Here is a 16,786-nt window from a genome sequence, read left to right on the forward strand (position 1 = left end):
CCCCGGGCGAGTGCCGGGGTGCCTTTCCTCAATCAGTGATGCGGCTGCGAGGGCAGGCCGCTGCGGTCGATCACGCGTGTATAGAGGTGCCAGGTGGCATAGCCGAGGATCGGCAGCACTGCGGCCAGCCCGACAAAGATCGGGATCGCGCCGATCACCAGCATCGCGGCGACCATCAGGCCCCAGCGCATCATCGGCCCGAAATTCTCGCGCACCGCCGCGATCGAGGTCCGCATCGCGACGCCCGCATCGACGTCCTTGTCGACGAGCATCGGCAGCGCGATCACGCTGATCGCCATCGCGACGAGCGCGAAGCCCAGTCCGACCAGATTGCCGATGATCATCATCGCCCAGCCCTTGGGTGTCGTGAACAGCTGGTTGACGAAGGTGCCGATCGAGGTCGACGCCTCGCTGCCGAAGAACACGCCGTAAATGGCGGCGGCCGCGAAGACCCAGGCGATGAAGATGCCGATCAGGATCGCGGCGACACCCATTATGCCGTCGAGTGCCTCGCTCTTGCGCACGTCGAAGAAATGCCGCCAGCGCGACTCGAGCCCCGCCTCACGCCGGCGCGCCAGCTCGTAAAAGCCCGTGCAGGTCAGCGGCCCGAGCAGCGACAGGCCCGCAGCGATCGGAAAGAGCAGGGGAAGCATGTCGTTACCGAGCGCACCCACCGCGGCAACGATGCCGACCAGCGGATAGATCAACCCCGCAAAGAAGAGGTCGCCACGCTTTGCCGTGAAGTCGTTATAGCCTTCGCGCATCGCCCAGCGCAGGTCGTCGATGCCGATCTTTTTGATCGGAATATCGATGGGGGCTGCGGCTGATCCACTTGTGGCATGCGTGACGGCCATGTTCCATCTCCTTGGCTCTACGTCGAAATCGTCCCCGTTTCTGAGTCTCGTAACGGGCAACATAGCACAGCTTTTGATGCGCGTTGATGTTCTTTCCTTGCGCGGCCCCTGTCGAGGGTGGACAAATGCTGCAACCGCGCTATTTCCCCCACCCTCACCGAACTGGAGTGTATGTAATGGGCTACCGGGTTGTGGTTGCCGGTGCGACCGGCAATGTCGGACGTGAAGTGCTGAACATTCTGGCGGAACGGCAGTTCCCGCTGGACGATATTGCGGTCCTTGCTTCCGCGCGGAGCCAGGGTGACGAGATCGATTTCGGCGAGACCGGACGAAAACTCAAGGTCCAGAACATCGACAATTTCGATCCCAACGGCTGGGACATGGCGATCTTCGCGATCGGCTCGGATGCGACCAGGATCCACGCGCCGCGCTTTGCTGCTGCGGGTTGCACGGTGATCGACAATTCGTCGCTCTATCGCATGGACCCCGATGTGCCGCTGATCGTGCCCGAGGTGAACCCCGAGGCGATCGACGGCTATCGTGCCAAGAACATCATCGCGAACCCCAATTGCTCGACCGCGCAGATGGTCGTCGCGCTCAAGCCGCTGCACGACGCCGCGAAGATCAAGCGCGTCGTGGTCGCGACCTATCAGTCGGTCTCGGGCGCGGGCAAGGCGGGGATGGACGAGCTGTTCGAGCAGAGCCGCAACATCTTCGTCGGTGATCCCGCGACGCCGACGAAGTTCACCAAGCAGATCGCGTTCAACGTGATCCCGCACATCGACAGCTTCCTCGACGACGGTTCGACCAAGGAAGAGTGGAAGATGGTGGTCGAGACCAAGAAGATCCTCGATCCCAAGGTGAAGGTCACTGCGACCTGCGTGCGCGTGCCCGTCTTCGTCGGCCACTCGGAAGCGATCAATATCGAGTTCGAGAACGAAATCTCGGCCGCACAGGCGCAGAAGATCCTGCGCGAGGCGCCGGGCGTGATGCTCGTCGACAAGCGCGAGAATGGCGGATACGTGACCCCGGTCGAGTGCGTCGGCGATTATGCGACCTTCATCAGCCGCGTGCGCGAGGACTCGACCGTCGACAACGGCCTGTCGCTGTGGTGCGTTTCGGACAATCTGCGCAAGGGCGCTGCCCTCAACGCGGTGCAGATCGCCGAACTGCTCGGCCGCAGGCATCTGAAAAAGGCTGCCTGAGCCTCAAGCTCTGCAGTAAAGCTGAAGAAAAGGGGCTTTGCCGGATGATGGCGAAGCCCCTTTTTCTATTCGGAGTGGATCACCTCGAGCTTGCCCCTGGGCTTGCGCAGCAGCAGCACGAGCGGAATGATCGCGATCGTGAGGATCGCCATCACATGGAAATCGTCGAGATAGGCGATCATCATCGCCTGGCGCGTCACTTCTGCATTGGCCATCGCCATCACCGTATCGCCCAGGGGACCGAACTGGCCCGCCGCGCCCAGGTCGAGCGATGGGATGGTGGTGTCGGTCACATGCTGCGCAATATCGGCATGGCTGATCTGCGCATTGCGTGCGAGCAGCATCGTCACGATCGAGATGCCGGCCGACTGCCCGATGCTGCGCGTCAGGTTGAACAGGCTGGCGCCGTCGGTGCGATAGCGCTGGTCCAGCGTTGCGAAGGCAAGCGCGTTGAGCGGCATGAAGACGAGCCCCATGCCCAGTCCCTGAATGAACCCGCTGGTGATCACCGGCCAGAAATCCATCTCGAGCGACCATTGCGACATCCGCCACAGGGAGAAGCTGAAGATCGCGAAACCCGTCATGATCAGGATGCGCGTGTCGATCTTGCCGGTCAGCTGCCCCGCGATGATCATCGTGCACAGTACGCCGAGCCCGCGGGGCGCCATCATCAGCCCGGTGTCGACGACGGGGTAGCCGTAGAGCTGCTGCAGCAGCGGGGGCAACAGCGCCAGCGGGGCCATCGTAGCCACGCCGACGATCATCATGAAGCCCATCCCCGCGACGAGATTGCGATCGAGGAAGAGGTGGCGATCGAACAGCGGCTTCCTGGCAGTGGCGTGGTGTACGATCGCCATCCATAGCGCTGCGAGCGAGATGCAGCCTTCAAGGATGATTTCCCAGCTGTAGAACCAGTCTTCCTGCTGGCCGCGGTCGAGCATCAGCTGGAAGCTCGCGACCGCGATCGCGATCAGGGCGAAGCCCATGATGTCGAACCTGCGCGCCTGTTTCGGCCGCGAGGGGAGGAGCGCCCAAAGGATTCCGAAAGTCAGCGCGCCGATGGGCAGGTTGACGTAGAATACCCAGCGCCAGTTATAGCTTTCGGTCAGCCAGCCACCCAGCACGGGCCCCATGATCGGCCCGATCACCACCCCCATGCCCCAGATCGACATCGCCTTGGCCTGTCGCTCGGGCGGATTGATGTCGAGCATCGCGGTCTGGGAGAGCGGATTGATGAATGCTGCGGCGATGCCCTGCAGCACGCGGAAAATCACCATCTCCTCGAGGTTCATCGCGGTGCCGCAGAGCATCGAGGCTATGATGAACCCGCCCACCGCGAACAGGAACAGGTTGCGCGATCCGAAGCGCTCCGAAAGCCAGCCCGTCATCGGGATCGCGATCGCCGATGCGACGATATAGCTGGTGAGCACCCATGTGACGCTGTCGATGGTTGCGCCAAGGCTCGTCTGCATGTGCGGAAGCGCGACATTGGCGATCGTGGTGTCGAGAATCTGGATCACCATCGCGCCCATGATGCCGATGGTGAGTAGTCCGCGATGCTTGACGGGCAGCAGTGCCTGCCCGGCTTTGGGTTCAGTCACGGCCGGAGCGGGTATCGACGCTGACATCGGCGCTCAGCCCCGCGATCATCGGACGCGAAGGCGTGCCGTCGATCGCGATGCGGACGGGCACGCGCTGCGTCACCTTTACCCAGTTGCCGTTCGCGTTCTGCGCCGGCAGCACCGAGAATTCCGAGCCGGTGCCCGCGCCGATGCTGGCGACATGGCCCTTGATCTTCAGTCCCGGATAGGCGTCGAACGCGATCTCGGCGGGCTGGCCGACCGCCATATGGTCGAGATCGGTTTCCTTGTAATTGGCCTCGATCCACGCCCTGTCGCTGATGACGAGGCTCAGCGCGGGAACGCCGCTGGGCGCAATCGTGCCGACCTGCAGCCGGCTCGTCTGGCTGACGATGCCGTCGGCGGGCGCGCGGACGACGGTGCGCTCGAGATCGAGCGCGGCCTTGGCGCGCTGCGCCAGCGCTGCCTGGATCGCGGCGGGCGTGCCCGACGCGGCCGATCCGCTGCCGATCTGCGCGCGTGCGCGCGCCGCGTCGGCCTGTGCGGTCCCGAGCTTGGCCTTTGCCGCGGCGACCTGCTGGAGCGCGGCATCATAGCTCGCGCGCGTCGTGAAGCCGCGCTGCATCAGCGCCGCCTGACGGTCATAGCTGGCCTGCGCAAGCTGGATGTCGGCGCGCGCGCTTGCGATATCGGCGGCTGCTCCGCCCATGTCGGTCGACATGGTGCTGACCTGCACCCGCGCATTGGCGAGCGCGGCCTCGGCCTGCGCCAGAGCGATGCGATAGGGTTCGGGATCGATGACGAACAGCACGTCGCCAGCCTTGACGCGCTGGTTCTCGCGGACCTTCACGTCGACAAGCCGGCCCGAGACATCGGGGCTCACCGATACCACGTCCTGCTGGACATAGGCATTGTCGGTCGAGGCATAGCGTCCGCTGGTCAGCCACATATAGCCCGCACCCGCCGCGATCAGCAGCGGCACGGACAGCATGAGAGCGAGGCGCATCCAGCGCCGGCGCGGCTTGACGTCCTCGGGCGTGGCGGCGGCTGCCGCGTCCTCGAAAACCAGGGGTTCGCCGGAATCAGCCATTGGCCCGGGCTCCGTCATTCTCGTTGTTCTTGCGGGAAAGATTGCTGCGGATGCGTTCGAGCATCGCCATGAACTGCGCCTTCTCGTCTTCTTCGAAGCCTTCGAGTGCCTCGTCGATCAGTCCCGCGGCGAGTTCCTTCAGCTGCGAGAGCAGGGGATGCGCCCGATCGGTCAGGTAGAGCTGCCATGCGCGCCGATCATTGGGGTCGGCCCGCCGCTCGACGAGGCCCGCCTCCTGCAACCGGTCCACCATGCGGCAGAGCGTGATCGGTTCGACCTCCAGGAATTCGGCAAGGCCGCCCTGATTGATCCCCGCATTGCGGGCAAGCGCCGTGAGCACGCGCCATTGCGGGCCGGTCACGCCGATCGAGCGCGCGCGACCATCGAAATTGCGTCGCATCAGGCGCGACGCATCGGCGATCAGAAATCCCATGGATTCGGTCATGTCGCGCACATAATAACGATGCTTATAATATGCAAGACGATTGCCTTGATAATAGCCGCGATGTGCGTGCATCTCATGCAAGATGTTGAAACGATTGATTCTCGATTGGCGCGCGCTCAGCGCAGGACAAATGCGCGCGCTTCTGGCGCTTGCCGTCATGCTTGTGCTGGCCCAGGTCGGGCAGCCTTATCCCTCGACCGCCTGGTTGCACCATGTGCCGACCGCTCTGCTGCTGCTGGCGGCACCCACTTTGATCAGGCGATGGCCGCTGTCCGATGGTGCGGTGATCGGTCTCGTGCTGTTCTTCGCGCTGCATACGCTTGGCGGGCGCTACACATATTCGAACATTCCCTACGACCATTGGGCGGAGGCGCTCACGGGACACAGTCTCAGCGGCGCTTTTGGCTGGAGCCGCAATCATTATGACAGGCTGGTCCATTGCGCCTTCGGCGCGTTGTTCTATGCTCCGGTTCGTGAGGCCGCTTTGCGATACGCCGGATGCTCCGCGCGCCTCGCCATGCTGTTTGCCGTTGGCTTCGTACTCTCGATCGGCGCACTCTATGAGATCCTCGAGGGCATGCTGACGCTGATGGCCGATCCCGCGGTCGCGGACGACTATAATGGCCAGCAGGGCGATATATGGGACGCGCAGAAGGACATGGCGCTCGCCTTTTCCGGCGCTATTCTCGCGGCGTTGCTGACGCGGTTCAGCGAAAGGAGGCGTTATGCTCGAGGTCGATCTGTTCTGGTCGTTCCGCAGCCCCTATAGCTATCTGGCCACGCCGCGCTATGTCGCGCTGGTCCGGCGCTTCGACCTCACCATCCGCTTCCGCCCGGTCTATCCGCTCGCGATCCGCCAGCCCGATTTCTTCACGCGCAACCACCCCAACTGGCTCAGATACACGCTGACCGACGTGCGCCGCCTCGCCGAGCATCTGGGCATTCCCATCGCACCGCCCGATCCCGACCCGATCGTCCAGGACATGGCGACACGCCGGATCGCGGACGAGCAGCCCTATATCTACCGCCTCACGCGACTGGGACAGGCCGCCGCGCGGCGCGGCAAGGGGCTGGCCTTTGCCGATGCGGTCTCGCGGCTGATCTGGGGCGGCACGAAGAACTGGCACGCGCGCGATCATCTCGCGACCTCTGCCGAATGGGCCGGGCTCGAACTCGACGAACTTGAAGGCGAGGTGCTGGCCGAACCCGAGGCGCTCGACGCCGAGATCGCCGCCAATCAGGAAGCGCTCGAAAGGGCGGGGCATTGGGGCGTGCCGACGCTCGTCTTCAACGGCGAGCCGTTTTTCGGGCAGGACCGGATCGACCTCGCGCTGTGGCGGATGGAGGCCGCGGGGCTGAAGGAGCGGGTATGAGCGAGAAATCGGGGTGAGCTGCCGTTTCGCACCCTCGTCACCCCGGGCTTGACCCGGGGTCCCGCTTTTCTCATCCATCGGTGATGGAGCGCGCGAGACAAGGTGGCTGGGTGTATATCATGGCCGACCGCTATCGCACGCTGCGGCTGGCGCCCCTTGCGACATCAGTAGCTGCGGCGGCTGTGGCGGTTTGCTGGTTGCCGACAAACAAGGCGTAAGCCGACGCCGAAAGGGGCGGATATGGCTGCGGGTTCGTCATGAGGGGGTGGCGTTATGGGTTCAACATTTACAAATAGAATTGTTGTATTATCCCTGTTTTCTTTATTTTCAGGCGTTTTTCTGCCAGTATTTTGTTTTTACTTAAATGCCAAGCCCGTGGTGAATTTGGTGTGGGGAAATGTATACGCATTTGGGCCGATATTTATAAACTACATTTCCGTGCATTTTTTTGAAATAAATACGACATTATTGCCAATTTTACTTATCTATCCTTTATTAGTGATGTTTTTTATTATTCAAGTATCGCTGTATTTATCGGAAAAAAATTATGTAGGTGACAAAGTTATATTGTCAGCTCTTTGTTTAACTTTCTTGATAATCTCTCCGTCAAATTTTGCCGTAGAAAATGATCTTGTAATTTCCCCCGTTTATTTCGGAATGTAGTATATTTTGCAATTGGAACGAAGGTGGAGGCGAGAGTTTCATCACTCGCGCTTAATTGGTTGCTGCCATCCCGGCCTGGATGAACAAGCGCCCAGTTTCACCAAGGCTGTCAGGGCAACGGAATGCCGGCGTGTCCGGAAATGCCGCTTTCGGGCAAAACTGCCGATGATCGGACACCGCTGATCGAGGCGGCCGAGTGACCCGGAAGGCGGGGCAGCGCTCCACACGCCTGTGAACCCCGATCTATGATCAGCCCGCGCCGACCGCCGCCCCCTGCGGGCCAGCATCGCGCAATATGTCGGAGACGCGTTCGCGTAGCCTGCCCTCGGCGGTTTCGGCATAGGGAACCGCGTCTTCCAGCGACATTTCGGTATACATCACCCTGCGTTCCGCGCTGACCGGCGGGGTCGCCTCATGCAGCGTGCAGGAAAGATGGACCGTGAGGTCGCCGGGCTCGGTCGGCACGCTGATCCGCGGCAGATAGGGCGCGGTCTTTGCGATCTCGACGGGCATGGCGACGCGGTGCGAGCCCGCGATGACGCGCAGGCATCCGTTCTCCTCGCTCGTCGGCGTCAATGCGATGCCGATCGTGCGGCGCGCGCAGCTATAGGCGTGACGCCCCAGATGACAATCGCGGTGAAAGGTGACGTCCGATGGGCCGGCGACCACGCCGACCGGCTTGAACAGCGCCTCGATGATCCGCCCCTCCACGGGGGCGACCCTCAATCTGTCGTCCCCTGCAATGAGGAGGCGCAACTGCGTCCATGTTTCGCTCGACAGGATGCGCGAGGTCGTCGGCGAGTGTTCGACAAATTCCTGCAATCGCACGCAGCGGCGCGAACCATCACCCAGCCCAGCCCACCAGGATTTGCCGTCGCCTTCGTGATAATGGGGCAGGGCGCGATCCATCTCGGCGGAGATTTCCGCCATGTCGGCGGGATCGAGCCAGCCGCGCAGATGCAGATAGCCCGCCTCGGCCAGAAAATGGATGATGTCCTGCGGATCGTCCGTGGGCGTGAAGCAGCGGTTGAAGTCAAGCGGCGCGCCGTGCCGGTCGGCAAAGGTCAGGCCATTGGCCGCGACCGGCCAGCCCTCCAGCAGCGCGTGCGAAATCGCATCCCAGCACGACACGTCGCGCACGCTGCCATTGCTGAAGGTCAGCGCGCGCGCGGTCATCATTCCGTTGATCGACAGCAGGTTCTGCGCCCAGTCCGAGAACTGGCCGGCGGACATGATCAGATGCAGCGCGTTCGGCGCCGCGCCCTGATATGCGCGTACCGTGCTGTCATCGCGCGCGATGGTCCAGCTTATGCTCTCGACCTCGATCGAAAGCGGCGGCGCCTTCAGCGCCGCGATCGCATCCGCCACGATCCCGCCATGCCGCGTAGCCAGTGCCGGAAAGTCGACCGCGAAAAATGTCGCGGGGTCGATGCTGCGCTGTTCGGTTTCGCTGCGCGTTCGGCGGTCCAGAGTATAGGGCATGATCCTCTCCTTATGTCCCGATCGCGTTGGCCGCTGGAGCCGTGTCGCCGGCGGAAGGCAGCAGCAGCGTCATCACCGCGTCCCATTCGGCGAGCAGGTCGAAGCCACCGTTCTCGCGCAGCCATTGCTGGGCAAGGCCATCGAGAAGCGCGAGAACCTGCCGCGCCGTTGCGCGCGGGTTGGGCGCATGACCGGTGAGCATCGCGGCGAATTCGTCGAGCACCATGGCCTCGCGCCGCCGGAAATAGGCATGTGCGGGGTGCTCGGCGTCCAGCGCCTCGGACTGGAGCACCGTGAACAGCCGCATGATCTCGGGCTCGGCCACCGATCGCGCCATGATCGCGCGCAGCAATTGCAGGACGGCCGCGCGCACATAGATGCCCGTTCCTTCGGCTTCCTCGGCGCACAGGTCGACGTCCGCGGAAACGATTTGGGCATAGCGCCGGTCGCGCTCCTCGAGGACTGCGACCAGAAGCTGTTCCTTCGATCCGAAATGATAGAGCAACCCGCCGTTGGTCAGCCCGCACGCCTGCGCGACCTGCTGGACGGTAAAGCCGTGATAGCCGCGCTGGCCGATGATCCGGATGGCTTCGTCCAGAATGTGCCGGCGGCGCGCTTCGGCATCGTCGCGCTTCTGCTTCACTGTCATGGGTCTGCGCGTCCTGCATAATGACTGACCAGTTAGTCAGTATTCTGTTTTCGCGGCGCAGGCAAGCGTTGGTGGCGGCGCTACGATGGATGGAGCGCACGGGGGCTTGGGGAATGCGTGGATATCGGGACGACGCGGAGCGTCGTCCCGATCGTCCGGAGTGGGCGGGGGATCCTAGCTGGCGGGCTCCAGCGAGAGCGCGAGCGTCTGCGTCGTAACCGCCTGCACCTGGTCCCCAACCTTGATGCGCTCCAGCTGCTTCGGGTCCATGACGGTCATGTCCACGGTCCGCGTCGCGCCACGCAGGGTCACGATGCCTGTCGCCTTGTCCACCTTGATGACATCCCCCGTCAGCACGACTTTCGAGGTTGCCTGCTTGCCGGAATCGCTGGCCTCCTCGCGGCGACCGACGGGCTGCTTCCCTTTCTTCAGCAACGTGACTTCGATCGATTCCTGATAGTCGGCGACCACCTTGTCGCCGACCTTGACGCTTGCGAGATTCCTGACCTCGGGGCCCGCGGTCAGGCTCACGGTCTCGCCGTCGGGCGCAAGCAGCGAGACCTCGCGGGTGCTCTGGTTGATGCTGGTGACCGTCGCCTCGCGCCGCAGCTTCGAATAATACTGGACCTTGCCCGGGCTCACTTCGACCTTGCTGTCATCGGTATTCGCTGTCTGCGCAACGGCGCCCGTGGCCAGCAGTGCCAGTACGGCAGCGACCGAGAAAAAAACTGGCTTCATGAACAGGGCCTCCCGTCGAGAATCTGCGATAACGCCCGGAAGCGGACCATTGCCATTGAGCCGCTCAAACGGCGGACGGACTGGCGCGATGCGCGGGCGCCAGCAACGCTAGTGGGCGAGGCGTATGGCGGACATCGGCATTAACCCTTGGTAGCGGCCGGATTTCCCCCGAGAGGCCGCTGGTGCGGTTTCCGAAGGCTGTCCTACATCGCGCGCGCCTGCCATTGTCGCCGCGAACGCGACTCGCGCGCGAAAATCAGGGATCCGAAGCAGATGGCGTTTTGTGAGAAGTTTGTGAATCTAAGTGAAGTTAGCGGCAGCCGCGGCCGGGGGGCGTTCGCCCGTGACTGAGCTGAAAACCGCACATTTCAACAGCTTCGACGACACAGAACTCGCGTGGCATGAAATGGGGGAGGGGCGGCCGCTCGTCCTCATCCATGGCTATTTCTCCAACGCGATGACCAATTGGGTGCGCTACGGGCATGCAAAGCTGCTCGCGGATGCCGGTTTCCGGGTCATCATGCCCGATCTGCGCGCGCATGGCGAAAGCGCGAAGCCCCACGACCTCGCGGCCTATCCGCGCGACGTGCTGGCGCAGGATGGCTTTGCGCTGATCGCGCATCTCGGGCTCACCGACTATGATCTTGCGGGCTATTCGCTTGGCGGCCGCACGAGCGTGCGGATGCTGGCGCAGGGCGCGGCCCCGCGCCGGGCCGTGCTGTCTGGGATGGGGCTCGATGGCATCCTCGATACCCAGGGGCGTGGCACCTATTTCCGCCACGTCCTGACCAATCTCGGCAGTTTCGAGCGCGGTTCTTCGGAATGGCTCACCGAGGCATTTCTGAAGACGACCAAGGGCGATCCCGTCGCGCTGCTCCATATTCTCGAGACCTTCGTCGATACGACGCGCGAGGAACTGGCGGCGATCGATCGGCCCGTGCTCGTCGTGACGGGCGTCGATGACGACGATAACGGATCGGGCGAGGCGCTGGCCGGGGCGATCCCCGGTGCCGCCTTCCGCGCGATCCCGGGCAATCACATGAGTGCGGTCACCAGGGCCGAACTGGGCCAGGCGATTCTGGACTTCCTCAAGTCTTGACCCGTCACCGGGCGCGGTACAGTTTGCGCCGCATAGCAATCAGGGAATCCAAAGGGGTCACCATAGAGATGAAGTCGATGATTTCAGCGATCGCGCTGGCTGCCATGCTCGCCAGCGCGCCGCCGGCGCACGCCCAGAAAAAGGGACAGGAACCCGTCAAAGCCTTGACCGCCGCAGATGCCGATGCGTTCGTGCTCGCGGCTGAAAAGGAACTTTTCGACTATACGGTGGAAGCAAGTCGTATCCAGTGGATCAACAACACCTACATCACCGAAGATACCGATGCGCTGGCCGCCCAGAGCGGTGCCGAAGGCACCGAAAAGGCGGTGCGTCTCGCGCTCGAAGCCGCGAAGTTCGAGAAGGTTTCCGGCGTTTCGCCCGATACCAGGCGCAAACTCAACATCCTTCGCAGCGGGATTGTTCTGCCCGCGCCGACGACGCCCGGCGCTGCGACCGAACTGAGCGAGATCGCGACACGGCTCAACTCCACCTACGGCAAGGGCCGGGGTACGCTCGACGGCAAGGAAATCAGCGGCTCCGACATAGAAGCCGCGATGGGCGAGGTCCGCGACCCCGCGAAACTCAAGGAGATGTGGGTAAGCTGGCACGACAATGTCGGCGGTCCGATGCGCCAGGATTATGCGCGCATGGTGTCCATCTCCAACAAGGGCGCGGCGGAGCTCGGCTACAAGGATGTCGGCGCGATGTGGCGCTCGGCCTATGACATGCCCGCCGACGAGTTCGCGAAGCTGACCGACCGGCTCTGGGGGCAGGTCAAGCCGCTCTACGATGAACTCCACTGCTATACGCGAGCCAAGCTGAACGAGAAATATGGCGACGCCGTCCAGTCGAAGGCCGGCCCGATCCGCGCCGACCTTCTCGGCAATATGTGGGCGCAGGAATGGGGCAATATCTACGATATCGTTGCGCCCAAGGGCGTTGGCGACGTCGGCTACGACATCGGTGAATTGCTGAAAGCGCATGGCGACGATCCGGTGAAGATGGTCAGGATCGGAGAGGGCTTCTACAGCTCGCTCGGCTTTTCGCCGCTGCCGGACACGTTCTGGAAGCGCTCGCAGATCGTCAAACCCGCCGATCGAGAGGTCGTCTGCCATGCCTCGGCATGGGATATCGACAACAAGGACGATCTGCGCATCAAGATGTGCACCAAGGTGAATTCGGACGACTTCGTCACGATCCATCACGAGCTCGGGCACAACTACTATCAGCGCGCTTACAACAAGCAGCCGTTCCTCTATCTCAACGGCGCCAATGACGGGTTCCACGAGGCGATCGGCGATTTCGTCGCGCTCTCGATCACGCCCGATTATCTGGTGAATATCGGTCTGCTCGATCAGTCGAAGGTGCCTTCGGAGGACAAGGACCTCGGCCTGCTGCTCCGTCAGGCGATGGACAAGGTGGCGTTTCTTCCGTTCAGCCTCCTCGTGGACAAATGGCGCTGGGGCGTGTTCAGCGGCGCGATCCCTGCCAAATATTACAACAAGGCCTGGACCGACCTCAGGCTCCAATATCAGGGCATCACGCCCCCGGTGGAGCGCAGCGAGGCCAATTTCGATCCCGGAGCGAAATACCACATCCCTGGTAACACGCCCTATACGCGCTACTTCCTCGCGCGGATCCTGCAGTTCCAGTTCTACAAGGCTGCATGCGAGCAGTCGGGCTGGAAGGGGCCGCTCCACCGCTGTTCCTTCTATGGCAACAAGGAGGTCGGCGCGAAGCTGGACGCGATGCTCGAAATGGGGGCGTCGAAGCCCTGGCCCGATGCGCTTCAGGCATTCACCGGAAGCCGCGAAATCGACGGATCGGCGATGCTGGCCTATTTCCAGCCGCTCATGGGCTGGCTCAAGGAGCAGAACAAGGGCAAGCAATGCGGCTGGTGAGGGCGTCCTGATGACCGTTCGGGGGGACGGTCAACGCCGGAGACGGGCGTGGTAAGCACCGCGCTCGTTGTCCTGTTCGTGCTTGCGACGACCAGCGCAATACTTTGTTGTGCGCTGACACTTGCCTGGCTTCATTTCGGGCGGCAGCGCCACGCGCTGACATGGGCGCTGGCCTATGGTGGCGGGACGCTGCAATGGGCGTTGAACGCGGTCACGCTGGTGTTGCTGCCGGGCCATCCGGCGATGATCTTGCTCGGCGCGCTGCTGATACTGACGAATAGCTCGCTCATCGCCATCGGCAGTCGCCAGCGCGCAGGCTTGCGGCCCTATGTGGGCAGATTCGCGAGCGGCGTGGCGATCACAGGCGCCGCGATCGCGGTCGTCATGCTGGTGTTCCAGCATTTCGGCATGCGTATCGCAATCACCAATCTCTACATCGCATCCATGACCGTGATCGCGATCATGGCGGTGCTGCCGCAAAAGCACCGGGCGCGACCGCCAGAGATCGCATTCATGGTCATGCTTGCGATTTTCGGCATGTATCAGCTGGCTTTGGCCGCGCTCGGCATCACCATAGGAGCCGAGGCCGATCCCGCGGGCATTGACCGCTTCCGCGCGTTTCTTGTCCTCGGGTTGCCGCCCATCCATATCGGCACCGGTATCGCCACATTGTTCCTGCTCGCCGGTGATCTGGCCGACGGCGTGCGTGCGCTGGTCACGCGTGACCCGCTCACCGGCAACCTTAATCGCCGGGGGATCGAGCAGGCGGCCGTCGGCGCCATCGCCAATGCGCGACGTCACGGCCGTCCGCTCACTGTCGTGATGAGCGACATCGATCGGTTCAAGAGGATCAACGATCGCTTCGGTCACGCAGCGGGTGATCGGGCGCTGATCGCCTTTGCCGACCATGTTCACGCCTCGGTCCGCGAGGAGGATTTGTTCGGCCGCATGGGCGGCGACGAATTCTGCCTGTTGCTGATCGACATAACGCCCGCCGACGCTGCCGCCGCGATCGAGCGTACGCGCCAGGAACTGCAGCAACTGGAGATTTCCGGTCTCCCGGGCTGCAGCATTACCGCGAGCTTCGGGATTGCCGCGTTCGATCCCGGCGATGTCGGCTTTGGCGATATGCTCCACCGCGCCGACATCGCGTTGCTCGAGGCCAAGATGGAGGGGCGGGACCGGCTCGTCGTTGCGCCGACGCCCAAGCCGAGGATCAGCGGAACGGAGGTTCGTTGAACGCCCGGAGCTTGCGGCTGTGGAGCTTGCTGCCCTCGCGGCGCAACTCGTTGCACGCCTCGATGCCGATCCGCATATGCTCGCTGATGGCGCGTTCATAGAAGCGGTTGGCCTGTCCCGGCAGCTTCAGCTCGCCATGCAGCGGCTTGTCCGACACGCATAGCAGCGTGCCGTAGGGGACACGGAAGCGATATCCCTGACCCGCGATCGTGGCGGATTCCATGTCGATCCCCACCGCGCGCGACTGGGAGAAGCGCAACGCCGATTTCGAGTAGCGCAATTCCCAGTTGCGGTCGTCGGTGGTCACGATCGTGCCCGTACGCAAGCGCCGCTTCAGCGTGTCTGCATCCTCGCCCGAGATCGTCTCGGCCGCGCGCGCCAGCGCCTGCTGGACTTCGGCAATCGGAGGGATCGGAATTTCCGGCGGCAGCATGTCGTCGAGCACATGATCGTCGCGCAGATAAGCGTGCGCGAGGACATAGTCGCCGATCCGCTGGCTGGGACGCAGGCCCCCGCAATGCCCGATCATCAGCCACGCCTCGGGGCGCACGACCGCGAGATGATCGGTGATCGTCTTGGCGTTGGACGGGCCCACGCCGATGTTGACGACGCTGATCCCCATCCGCCCAGGCGCCATCAGGTGATAGGCGGGCATCTGATGCTTGCGCCATGCACTGTCCGCGACGACGCGCTCGGGATCGGCTGTCTCGGGCGTCACCATCACGCCGCCCGCGCCTGACAGCGCGGTATAGGGCGTGTCGGGGCCGAGCTGGGTGCAGGCCCATTGCACGAACTCGTCGACATAGCGGTGATAGTTGGTGAACAGGATGAAGCGCTGGACATGCTCGGCCGGCGTGCCGGTGTAATGGCGCAACCGTGCGAGGGAGAAGTCGGTTCTCAGGGCATCGAACAGCGCGAGCGGACGTGCCGCTTCGGGCGTATCGGTCCACACGCCATCAGCAATCTCGTCGCCGATATGCGCGAGTTCTGTGGCGGGGAACCAACGCCCCAGGTCTATTGCGCTGACGTCGTCGAGCGAAAGGCCGTGCCCGGCTTCGAGCACATAGGGGAAGGGAATCTCCTGCGCGCCGGGAACCGCCTCCACCTCGACATCATAATCCTCGATCAGCAATTCTAGCTGTTCGACCAGATAGTCGGCAAAAAATGCGGGGCGTGTGACGCTGATCTTGTATTCGCCCGGCGTCACCAGCCGTCCGAACGAACGCGGAGGCACCGGACTGTCAGACGTACCCTTGTAGCGCACGCGTATTTCCGGATAGGCGAACGCGCCATGGCTCCGGGTGCCGGGATGCGGACGTTCGCCCGAACGGACAAAAGCGGTCAGCGCGCTGCGGAGACGGTCAACCGACGCGTTATAGAGCGCGTCGAGTTCGGCGACGATGGATTCTGCCTTGGTCATCCAAAGCAACTATCCGACCGTTTGTTACGCTGGCAAGTCCATTCGGCGTTTCGTGCGCTCGGCCCCGCTTATTCGAGGGGCAGCGCCTCGGGCAAAATTTCCGCTTCGATCATGGCGTCGCCGTTGCTCTCCCCGTGATTGCGGCGCGCGGCCATACGGGTTGCGCCATAGGCTGTCGCTGCCACGGTCGCTACGACGCCCGCGCCGATCGCGGCTGCGGCCCAAGGATGTTCCTGCGCGGCATGAATCGCGTTGTCGAGATAGGCGCGACCCTTTTCGCGCGCCTGTTCGAGGGTCGGGCGCGGCTGGATGCCCTCTTCAAAGCTAACCACATGCTCTGGCGTGCTGATGACCATGATCCGTCTCCCGTCTTCAAGGCTTCGATTGCCCAACGGGACAGAGCGGTATTCGTTCCAACGCGCGACGGGGCGGCGCGTCCCGGCGCCACCCCGCCGGACCGTCAGAGCTGGCCCAGCATATGCTCGGCCGAGCTCACCTTGTATTCGCCCGGCGCCTCGACGTTCAGTTCTTCGACGACACCGTCGTTGACGATCATCGAAAAGCGCTGGCCGCGCGTGCCGAGCCCGAACTTCGAGCCATCCATTTCGAGGCCCACGGCCTTGGCGAAGCTGCCATTGCCGTCGGCGAGCATCGTCACCTTGCCGTCGGCGCCATTGGCCTTGCTCCATGCGCCCATCACGAAGGCATCGTTGACCGCAGTGCACGCGATTGCTTCGACGCCCTTGGCTTTCAACTCCTCGGCCTTGTCAACATAGCTTGGCAGATGCTTGGCCGAACAGGTGGGAGTGAAAGCCCCCGGCACCGAAAAGAGCGCGACCTTGCGGCCCTTGAAGAAACTGGCGGTGTCCGCCGACTCGAGTCCGTCGGGGCCGGGGACGGTGAAGGTCGCCTCGGGAAGCGTGTCGCCCTGCTTGATCGTCATGCATCATTCTCCTTGGGATAGATCGGTTACGCCGCGAACGGCCGAACGCGCCGCATATAGGCCGCCAGACCGGCTCCCGCCAGCGCCGCAATGGCAAAACCCCCT

Annotated in this window: 16 protein-coding genes; 6 read left to right on the forward strand and 10 right to left on the reverse strand. The window is 63.1% G+C overall.

The window, feature by feature from the left end; genetic code table 11:
- Window positions 1-32 precede the first annotated feature (32 nt).
- Window positions 33-854 (reverse strand): DUF2189 domain-containing protein, encoded by an 822-nt coding sequence (locus tag MKI88_RS10575; RefSeq protein WP_241631346.1) that lies wholly within the window; start codon window positions 852-854, stop codon window positions 33-35.
- A gap of 176 nt (window positions 855-1,030) precedes the next feature.
- On the opposite strand from MKI88_RS10575, the gene MKI88_RS10580 reads away from it, so the two are divergent.
- Entirely contained in the window at window positions 1,031-2,059 is a 1,029-nt protein-coding gene (locus MKI88_RS10580; RefSeq protein ID WP_241631347.1) for an aspartate-semialdehyde dehydrogenase, read from the forward strand.
- Window positions 2,060-2,124: 65 nt separating this feature from the next.
- Here the strand turns inward: MKI88_RS10580 and MKI88_RS10585 are convergent, their stop codons facing one another.
- From MKI88_RS10585 to MKI88_RS10595, 3 genes are read right to left on the reverse strand one after another with little or no spacing between them, the layout of a single operon-like run.
- Window positions 2,125-3,660, reverse strand: coding sequence for a DHA2 family efflux MFS transporter permease subunit (locus tag MKI88_RS10585; protein WP_348636255.1), 1,536 nt, complete (start codon window positions 3,658-3,660; stop codon window positions 2,125-2,127).
- A complete protein-coding gene (locus MKI88_RS10590; protein WP_241631348.1) occupies window positions 3,653-4,729 on the reverse strand; it encodes an HlyD family secretion protein in 1,077 nt (358 codons plus the stop codon). Before MKI88_RS10590 ends, MKI88_RS10585 begins: the two co-directional genes overlap by 8 nt.
- Window positions 4,722-5,174 (reverse strand): MarR family winged helix-turn-helix transcriptional regulator, encoded by a 453-nt coding sequence (locus MKI88_RS10595; protein WP_241631349.1) that lies wholly within the window; start codon window positions 5,172-5,174, stop codon window positions 4,722-4,724. Before MKI88_RS10595 ends, MKI88_RS10590 begins: the two co-directional genes overlap by 8 nt.
- A 130-nt stretch (window positions 5,175-5,304) precedes the next feature.
- On the opposite strand from MKI88_RS10595, the gene MKI88_RS10600 reads away from it, so the two are divergent.
- Window positions 5,305-5,943 (forward strand): DUF2238 domain-containing protein, encoded by a 639-nt coding sequence (locus MKI88_RS10600; protein WP_241631350.1) that lies wholly within the window; start codon window positions 5,305-5,307, stop codon window positions 5,941-5,943.
- The gene (locus tag MKI88_RS10605) at window positions 5,900-6,547 is read left to right on the forward strand and encodes a 2-hydroxychromene-2-carboxylate isomerase (RefSeq protein WP_241631351.1); all 648 of its coding nucleotides are present in this window, start codon (window positions 5,900-5,902) and stop codon (window positions 6,545-6,547) included. The genes MKI88_RS10600 and MKI88_RS10605 overlap by 44 nt, the downstream gene beginning before the upstream one ends.
- A 912-nt stretch (window positions 6,548-7,459) precedes the next feature.
- Here MKI88_RS10605 and MKI88_RS10610 read toward each other — a convergent pair.
- From MKI88_RS10610 to MKI88_RS10620, 3 genes are all read right to left on the reverse strand, one after another.
- Entirely contained in the window at window positions 7,460-8,692 is a 1,233-nt protein-coding gene (locus tag MKI88_RS10610; RefSeq protein ID WP_241631352.1) for a phytanoyl-CoA dioxygenase family protein, read from the reverse strand.
- Between the two features lie 10 nt (window positions 8,693-8,702).
- Window positions 8,703-9,341: a TetR/AcrR family transcriptional regulator gene (locus MKI88_RS10615; protein WP_241631353.1), complete on the reverse strand. Its 639-nt coding sequence runs from the start codon at window positions 9,339-9,341 to the stop codon at window positions 8,703-8,705.
- A gap of 174 nt (window positions 9,342-9,515) precedes the next feature.
- Window positions 9,516-10,079 carry a copper-binding protein gene (locus MKI88_RS10620; protein WP_241631354.1) on the reverse strand — a complete coding sequence of 188 codons (564 nt, stop codon included), beginning with the start codon at window positions 10,077-10,079 and terminating at the stop codon, window positions 9,516-9,518.
- A 343-nt stretch (window positions 10,080-10,422) separates the two neighbouring features.
- On the opposite strand from MKI88_RS10620, the gene MKI88_RS10625 reads away from it, so the two are divergent.
- From MKI88_RS10625 to MKI88_RS10635, 3 genes are all read left to right on the forward strand, one after another.
- Window positions 10,423-11,178 (forward strand): alpha/beta fold hydrolase, encoded by a 756-nt coding sequence (locus MKI88_RS10625; protein WP_407073338.1) that lies wholly within the window; start codon window positions 10,423-10,425, stop codon window positions 11,176-11,178.
- A gap of 68 nt (window positions 11,179-11,246) precedes the next feature.
- The gene (locus tag MKI88_RS10630) at window positions 11,247-13,079 is read left to right on the forward strand and encodes a M2 family metallopeptidase (protein WP_241631355.1); all 1,833 of its coding nucleotides are present in this window, start codon (window positions 11,247-11,249) and stop codon (window positions 13,077-13,079) included.
- A 48-nt stretch (window positions 13,080-13,127) separates the two neighbouring features.
- Complete coding sequence (locus tag MKI88_RS10635) at window positions 13,128-14,318, forward strand: diguanylate cyclase (RefSeq protein ID WP_241631356.1); 1,191 nt, start codon at window positions 13,128-13,130, stop codon at window positions 14,316-14,318.
- Here the strand turns inward: MKI88_RS10635 and MKI88_RS10640 are convergent.
- The 3 genes from MKI88_RS10640 to MKI88_RS10650 all read right to left on the reverse strand — a co-directional run bounded on the left by MKI88_RS10640 (window position 14,296) and on the right by MKI88_RS10650 (window position 16,681).
- Entirely contained in the window at window positions 14,296-15,738 is a 1,443-nt protein-coding gene (locus tag MKI88_RS10640; protein WP_241631357.1) for an AMP nucleosidase, read from the reverse strand. The two genes, MKI88_RS10635 and MKI88_RS10640, sit on opposite strands and share 23 nt — an antisense overlap.
- Before the next feature lie 68 nt (window positions 15,739-15,806).
- Complete coding sequence (locus MKI88_RS10645; protein WP_241631358.1) at window positions 15,807-16,094, reverse strand: hypothetical protein; 288 nt, start codon at window positions 16,092-16,094, stop codon at window positions 15,807-15,809.
- A 104-nt stretch (window positions 16,095-16,198) separates the two neighbouring features.
- Complete coding sequence (locus tag MKI88_RS10650) at window positions 16,199-16,681, reverse strand: peroxiredoxin (RefSeq protein WP_241631359.1); 483 nt, start codon at window positions 16,679-16,681, stop codon at window positions 16,199-16,201.
- Window positions 16,682-16,786: the final 105 nt, after the last annotated feature.

The sequence above is a fragment of the Sphingomonas sp. LaA6.9 genome (assembly GCF_022601895.1).
GTDB lineage: Bacteria > Pseudomonadota > Alphaproteobacteria > Sphingomonadales > Sphingomonadaceae > Sphingobium_A.